The organism is Burkholderia sp. Ac-20384 (assembly GCF_017104605.1).
In the GTDB taxonomy this organism is placed as follows: Bacteria; Pseudomonadota; Gammaproteobacteria; order Burkholderiales; family Burkholderiaceae; genus Burkholderia; species Burkholderia lata.
In genome coordinates this window covers 1-6,768 of the sequence record NZ_JAAGPE010000403.1, presented here as the reverse complement: position 1 = coordinate 6,768, position 6,768 = coordinate 1, and the positions used below count along the sequence as shown (strand labels likewise).

6 protein-coding genes and 1 pseudogene are annotated in these 6,768 nt (G+C 67.2%); 2 read left to right on the top strand and 5 right to left on the bottom strand.

What is annotated here, in order from left to right; all coding sequences use genetic code 11:
- Positions 1-121 precede the first annotated feature (121 nt).
- Positions 122-1,363: pseudogene (locus G3O00_RS38295) on the bottom strand (MFS transporter); the annotation flags it as partial.
- Between the two features lie 176 nt (positions 1,364-1,539).
- On the opposite strand from G3O00_RS38295, the gene G3O00_RS38290 reads away from it, so the two are divergent.
- Entirely contained in the window at positions 1,540-2,445 is a 906-nt protein-coding gene (locus G3O00_RS38290; RefSeq protein WP_041493205.1) for a LysR family transcriptional regulator, read from the top strand.
- 55 nt (positions 2,446-2,500) lie between these two features.
- On the opposite strand, the gene G3O00_RS38285 is transcribed toward G3O00_RS38290, so the two are convergent.
- Positions 2,501-3,544 carry an AbrB family transcriptional regulator gene (locus G3O00_RS38285; RefSeq protein WP_206146115.1) on the bottom strand — a complete coding sequence of 348 codons (1,044 nt, stop codon included), beginning with the start codon at positions 3,542-3,544 and terminating at the stop codon, positions 2,501-2,503.
- Positions 3,545-3,835: 291 nt separating this feature from the next.
- Between G3O00_RS38285 and G3O00_RS38280 the strand changes: the two genes are divergently transcribed.
- Positions 3,836-4,168 carry a hypothetical protein gene (locus G3O00_RS38280; protein ID WP_206146114.1) on the top strand — a complete coding sequence of 111 codons (333 nt, stop codon included), beginning with the start codon at positions 3,836-3,838 and terminating at the stop codon, positions 4,166-4,168.
- Between the two features lie 157 nt (positions 4,169-4,325).
- Here the strand turns inward: G3O00_RS38280 and G3O00_RS38275 are convergent, their stop codons facing one another.
- The 3 genes from G3O00_RS38275 to G3O00_RS38265 form a co-directional block, all read right to left on the bottom strand.
- A complete protein-coding gene (locus tag G3O00_RS38275) occupies positions 4,326-5,465 on the bottom strand; it encodes an enoyl-CoA hydratase/isomerase family protein (RefSeq protein WP_206146113.1) in 1,140 nt (379 codons plus the stop codon).
- On the bottom strand, positions 5,462-6,253 hold the full coding sequence (locus G3O00_RS38270; protein ID WP_175015279.1) for an enoyl-CoA hydratase: 792 nt from the start codon (positions 6,251-6,253) through the stop codon (positions 5,462-5,464). The genes G3O00_RS38275 and G3O00_RS38270 overlap by 4 nt, the downstream gene beginning before the upstream one ends.
- The coding region (locus G3O00_RS38265; RefSeq protein WP_206146112.1) for an NAD-binding protein at positions 6,253-6,768 on the bottom strand (516 nt) is incomplete at its 5' end. The genes G3O00_RS38270 and G3O00_RS38265, both read right to left, overlap by 1 nt.

The window sequence follows — 6,768 nt, the reverse complement described above, 5'->3', positions numbered from 1 at the left end:
TCGTCGGACACCACGCGCACCGGCATGGTATCGGGCGCATAGGCCGGCGGCCCGGCGCCGATATAGCCGTGCGCGCGCAGCGTGGAGCCGTCCCGCTTCGTCAGCACGACTTGCACGTGGCCATCGCCGCGATATTCAGCGCGAGCGAGATCATCCGCGCGCTCATGTCGATGCCCGACGCCATTCCGGCCCGCGAGCTCGGCACCGCACCCGTCGTCGTGTTGGTCACCGGCGTGTTCGTGAGCCCGAGCCCGATGCCGGCGATCACGCAGCCGGGCAGCATCGTGATCCAGCTTGCATGGTCGGCCCCGCTGCCGATCCGCATCAGCGCGAAACCCGCCGCGATCGTGAACAGGCCGCCCGGGATCACGACACCCGGCCCGTAGCGCAGCGCGAGCCGTTCGCCGAACGGCGGCGCGACCAGCGTCGGCAACGTGTACGCGAGCAATGCGAGGCCGGCCGTCACGCTGTCGTAGCCGAGCGCGACCTGGAACCAGATCGGCAGGTAGATCATGAACGGCCAGAAGCTGAAGTTCATCCCCATCGAACCGAAGATCGCGCCGCTGAACGCGCGGATCCGGAACACCGAGAAGTCGAACATCGGCCGCGCACTGGCGCGTTCCGCGACGACGAAGCCGGCCAGCGCCGCCACAGTCGCGCCGAGCACGCCGAGGCCGGCAGCACTGGTCAGCCCGAGCTCCGCACTTTGCGTGATATAGAACGCCAGGCCGAGCACCGCGAGCGACAGCGTGACGATGCCCGCCACGTCGAGCTTGCCCGCGTGCGGATCGCGCGACTCCTGCACCGCGCCGCCGATCAGCACGAGCGAGATGGCCGCGAGCGGCGCATGGACGAGGAACACCCACGGCCAGCTTGCCAGCGCGACGATCGCGCCGCCGACGATCGGCCCGAACCCGAGCCCGATGCCGAACACGATCCCCCAGATCCCGAATGCGCGGCCACGCTCGCGGCCCTCGCGGAACTGGTGCGACAGCACCGCAATCTGGCAGATCAGCATCGCGCCGCCGCTGGCGCCCTGCAACAGCCGGCCGGCGACGAGCACCGGCACGTTCGGCGCGAGCCCGCACAGCAGCGACGTCGCACCGAACAGCACGGTGCCGATCACGTACACGCGCTTGCGGCCGAACCGGTCGGCAAGCGTGCCGGCCGCCATCAGCACGGTCGTGCACGCGATCGTGTACGCATTCATGATCCACTGCATGCCGTTGAAATCGCCATGCAGCACGTGTTCGAGCGTCGGCAGGATGACCGGCACGCTCGAGATTTCGAGGCCGAACATCAGCGACGTGAGACAGACGGCCGCAAGTGCGACCGCATTCCTGCGGGAGTCGGATAGCGTCATGCGTATTGCGCCACGGCCCGGCAACGGGCCGCGCGCCTCCAGGTAAGAAGGATTCGCCGCGTGCGGCTGGCGACGCACGCTGGACGGGAATCGGTACTATAGTGAGAATTTCCATCCCCATTGACGCACACACTTCTCCAGACTGGGGAACTGCAGGACTCAATCACCCCCCTCCCATGACCGACAGACTCGACGGCGTGACGACCTTCGTCCAGGTAGTGGAATCGGGCAGCTTCGCGCTCGCCGCGGAGCGGCTCGACATGACGCGTTCGGCCGTCGGCAAGGCGGTCGCGCGGCTCGAGAAGCGGCTCGGCGCGCGGCTGCTGCAGCGCACGACGCGCAGCCAGAGCCTGACCGACGACGGCCAGGCGTACTACGACCGCTGCGTGCGCGCGCTTGCGGAACTGGAAGCGGCCGAAGCCGATCTCGACTGCGGCCGCAACGAGCCGCGCGGCAAGCTGCGCCTGAGCGTGCCGCTCGCGTTCGGGCACCACTGCGTGACGCCCATCGTGCTCGATCTCGCGCGCACCTATCCGCATTTGCGGATCGACGTGTCGATCACCGACCGTTTCGTCGATCTCGTCGAGGAAGGCATCGACCTCGCGGTGCGGATCGGCACGCTCGCGGACAGCACGAGCCTCGCGGTGCGGCGGCTCGGCACGCAATACGGCAGCCTCGGTGCAGCGCCGTCGTATCTCGCCCGCTACGGGATGCCGAAGACGCTCGACGACCTGAAAGACCACCGGACGATCGCGTATTCACGCTCGGGCGTGATTCAACCGTGGGATTTGCGCGCGCCGGACGGCTCGACGGTACGGATCGACATGCCGCACCAGCTCAGCTTCGACGACGTGCAGGCAATCGCGGCAGCCGGCGCGTCGGGGTTCGGGATCGCGTGGCTGCCGAGCTGGCTGCTCGACCACTACGTGAAGCGCGGCGAGATGACGGTCGTGCTCGACCGCTGCTTCGTCTGCGAAGGCGACATCCACGCGATCTGGCCGAAGACGCGCTACCTGCCGCGCAAGACGCGCTGCGTGATCGACGCGTTCGCGCAGGCGATTCCGCCGATGATCGAACGATAGGCAGGACTGCGCACGGTGCCGCGCCCGTAGGGGCGACATCTGCGCCCTGCCCGCGCTACGTCGCGTCGCCGCCGTCGATCGCCAGCATGCGCCGGCGGCGCGCGCGGGCGAGTGCCGCCGGCGCGAAGTGCAGCACGACCAGCCGCGTCAGGTGATGAGACAGGACGAACACGACGTTCAAACCGCCGCCATAGGCGACGATCGTGATCGTCTCGATGGCCCCGGGTGCATACGAGAGCCACAGCGGCAGCACCCCGTAGCCGGACAGCCGCGCCATCCCCCACGCGAACGCACCGGCCACCATCAGCATCAGCGCGATGCACGCAAGGCCGGTTCGGCCGTATCGCAACCCGTCCGCCAGCGTGATCTGCCGGAACTGCGCGCCGATCAGCGCGCCCAGGATGACCGACGCCGCATCGACGCACCACGCCGGCACCTCGACGTCATGCAGCCATCCCGCGCGCACGAATACGCCAGTCAGCACGATGGCCGTGATCATGAACGGCGCCGGCACACCGAACCCGAGCAACGCCCGCCCGGCCAGCACGCACAGCGCCACCAACGCGGCCAGCGCCAGCCACGTGTCGACCGGCAATGCGGCGACAGCCGCTTGCTGCGGCGCGCCCGCGTGCGCCGGAATGAAACAACTGACCAGGACCGTGATCGACAGGAGCCGCACGAGATGCACGACGATCACCTTGGCAGAAGCGCGCTCGGATTCCAGCAGGTCGAATACCGCGGCGAGTGCGCCGGGATAGACGGCCAGCAGTGAATCGGCCCGGTTCCAGCCCGAGACGCGGGACAGCCAAAGACTGCCGACCACGATCTGCGCGGCCAGGCACACGAGCAGGACGCCCAGGCTCGGCACGATCGAGACGACCATCTGCGTGTCCCACGACCTGAACAGCAAGCCGGTGGCCGTGCCGAGCACGATCTGCACGAACTCGAGGCCGAAGCGCAGCCTGGGGGCGAAACCGAACCGGCTGGTCGCGATCGATGCGGCGAGAATCGCGCCGAGCAGCAGGCCGTGCGGCACGCCCGCAACCCGCAGCACGAGCCCGACCGCGGTCAGGCAGGCAAGATACGCGAGTGTCTTCATCGGGAAGCGGCCCGGCTGTCGGCCTGGCTTCGGCAAATCCGCATGGAAATGTAATTACTAGCAGTGAAAGTGAAATGTCGGAATCGAAAACAGATCGAGTGATTATTCCGGATTCAATCATCCATTATTCACGCATCAAATCAAGACGCGGCGACACACGGGTAAAGTCGCGTTGAAATACCGAGTGCGGAACGAATCCGTCAGGAAAAGCAGTTGATGCACCAATGCCGCCAATCGAGCAGCAGCCACGAACCCGGACGCCAACAGACGTCCAGACCGATAGCCGAACTCGTGACTTATCTCGCGGAACCCGGCAACCGGGGCGGATCAGCGCCTTGCCCCGTCAACCATCGACGGGCAGCCACGGCGACGGCGCCTGTACTCACCATTGGAACGTCCGGACGAAGGCAACATCGCACGCTGCCCGGAATAGCTCCTCTGTCTCATGCTTACCCCGGATTTTTATCGAATAGCGTCATTTTCATCCACATTTTCGATACGGCGACTTTAAATCATCGAACCAACGGCAATCAAACTTTGTTTGACGATATTAATGGTTTTGCCGATTCCATGGCAAGCAAAAAAACCTCATCCATCACCCTTGAATCCGGAAATTATTATTGAGACTTTCATCCATTCCCGGCAGTTGTGATTTAACGCAGCGGATGGTAATGCGTGTGAATGCGAGTCCGACACTGGATGCGTGCCGACCTCGAAATAAAAAAGCGGCGGATGCCGAAGCAAGCGCCGCCTTCCAGGTTGCCGGCCCCGTGCCGGCGGTTCAATCCGCGCCCAGCGCCGCCAGCGGATGCGCGAACAGCTTCCACGGCGACGTGAGGAAATGCCGCACGCGTTCGGCGCGCAGCTCGACGAGCGACGCGGGCGCCCAGCGCGGCTTGCGATCCTTGTCGACGAGATGCGCGCGCACGCCTTCGCAGAAGTCGCCTTCCTCGATCGCGCGCGCGACGATGCCGAGCTCCATCCGGAACGATTCGGCCAGCGTCATCTGGCGGCCGCGCAGCAGTGCTTCGCGCGTCACGCACAGCATCGTCGGCGAATGCCCGGTGAGCGCGTCGAGCGTCGCCTGCAGCCATTGACGGTGCTCGCGCGACAACTCCTCGCGCGCGAGATCCTGCGTCAGCGTTGCAACGATCCGCTCGACGGTCGAGCGCTTGTCGAAGTGACGCACGATCCACGGCATCTGGCCGTCGAGCGCCGCGTGCGGCACGACGTTGCACGGCGGCTCGAACACCTTGCGCAGCAACGGCAGCGCATCGCCTTCCCACTTGACGCTTTCGATGCGCGTCTCGAACGTGTCGAGCCACGCGGACGGCACGCACAGATCCGCGAGCTTCGCGGTCAGCGCATCGGCGCCCGACAGCATTGCACCGGTCAGCCCGACGTACAGCTCGAGTTCGACCGGCATGCGCGACAGGAAATGCGTCGCGCCGACGTCGGGCACGAGGCCGATGCGCGTCTCCGGCATCGCGATCTTGCTGCGCTCGGTCGCGACGCGCAGCGCCGCGCCCTGCGCGAGGCCCATGCCGCCGCCCATCGTCACGCCGTCCATCAGCGCGACCACCGGCTTCGGGAACGTATGGATCGCGTAGTCGAGCCGGTATTCGTCGACGAAGAACGGCAGCCAGGTTTCGCGCTGCGCGACCAACTTGTACAGCGCGCGCACGTCGCCGCCCGCGCAGAAACCCTTCTCGCCCGCGCCGCGCAGCACGACCGCGACGATCTGGTCGTCATTGCGGCAGCGCTCGAGCAGCGCGGCCAGCTCGCCGATCATCGCGTACGACAGCGCGTTGAGCGCGGCCGGCCGGTTCAGCGTGATCAGCGCCACGCGATTCACCACGCGGAACAGCACCTCGGGGGCGTGCTCCGCGAACGCGTCGTGATTCGTCACCGGCGTGCTCATCGTTGCGGCTCTCCGTCCGTATTCCACTGCGGCGCGCGCTTGCCGAGAAACGCGGCCACGCCTTCGCGCGGATCGTTCGTGTCGAACAGGTCGACGAAGCGTTCGCGCTCGACCGCGAGCGCCGCGCTACGCGGCACGCCGCGGCGCGCGAGGCCGATCAGCTCCTTGCTGTACGCGACCGCGTGCGGGCTCTGCCGCGCGACGTTGCGCGCGAGCGCCAGCGCCGCATCACGCGCGGCGCCCGACTCCACGACGTCCTCGACGAGGCCGATCCGCAGCGCCGTGGCTGCGTCGACACGCGCACCGGTCAGGATGATCTTCTTCGCCCAGCCTTCGCCGACGAGCCAGGGCAGCGTCTGCGTGCCGAGGCCGCACGGCAGCAGGCCGACCGACGGCTCGGGCAGCGCCATCTGCGCATGCGTCTCCGCGATCCGCAGGTCGCACGCGAGCGCGCATTCGAGCCCGCCGCCCATCGCATAGCCGTTGATCGCCGCGATGGTCACGACGCGCGCGTCGTGCAGCGCCTCGAACGCCGCGCCGAAGCGCGACGCCATCGCGCGTGCCACCGCTCGGTCGCCTTCGGCGAACGTGTTGAGGTCGGCGCCCGCGCTGAAGAACTTCGGGCCGTCGCCGGTGATCACCAGCGCGCGCACGCGCGGGTTCGCATTCAGTTCGGCGACGGTTTCCTGCAATTGCCGCAGCCCGTCGGCGGTAAAGGCGTTCGCGGGCGGACGCTTGAGCGTCGCGCACGCGATCGCGCCGTCGTCGACGTAGTCCAGTTCGATCATCACGCGTCCTTCTTCGTTGCCGGTTGGTACAGGCGGATCACCGCCGAGAAATCGAGCTGGCCGTCGCCACGGCTGCTCATCGTCTGGTACAGCTGCTGCGCGAGCGCGCCGAGATAAACAGGCTGGCGGGCCTGCTTCGCCGCATCGTTCGCGAGGCCGAGATCCTTCAGCATCAGGTCGGTGCCGAAGCCGCCCGAGTAGCCGCGCGACGACGGCGCGGTATCGATCACGCCCGGATACGGGTTGTAGGTATCCGAGCTCCAGCAGCGGCCCGTCGACGTGTTGACGATGCCGGCCAGCACCTTCGGGTCGATACCGAGCGCGACGCCGAGCGACATCGCCTCCGACACCGCTGCCATCGAGATGCCGAGCACGAGGTTGTTGCAGACCTTCGCGACCTGCCCCATCCCCGTCGCGCCGCAGTGGACGATGTTCTTGCCCATGCCCGCGAGCACCGGCTTCACGCGCTCGAAATCCGCGTCGCTGCCGCCGACCATGAAGGTCAGCGTGCCGGA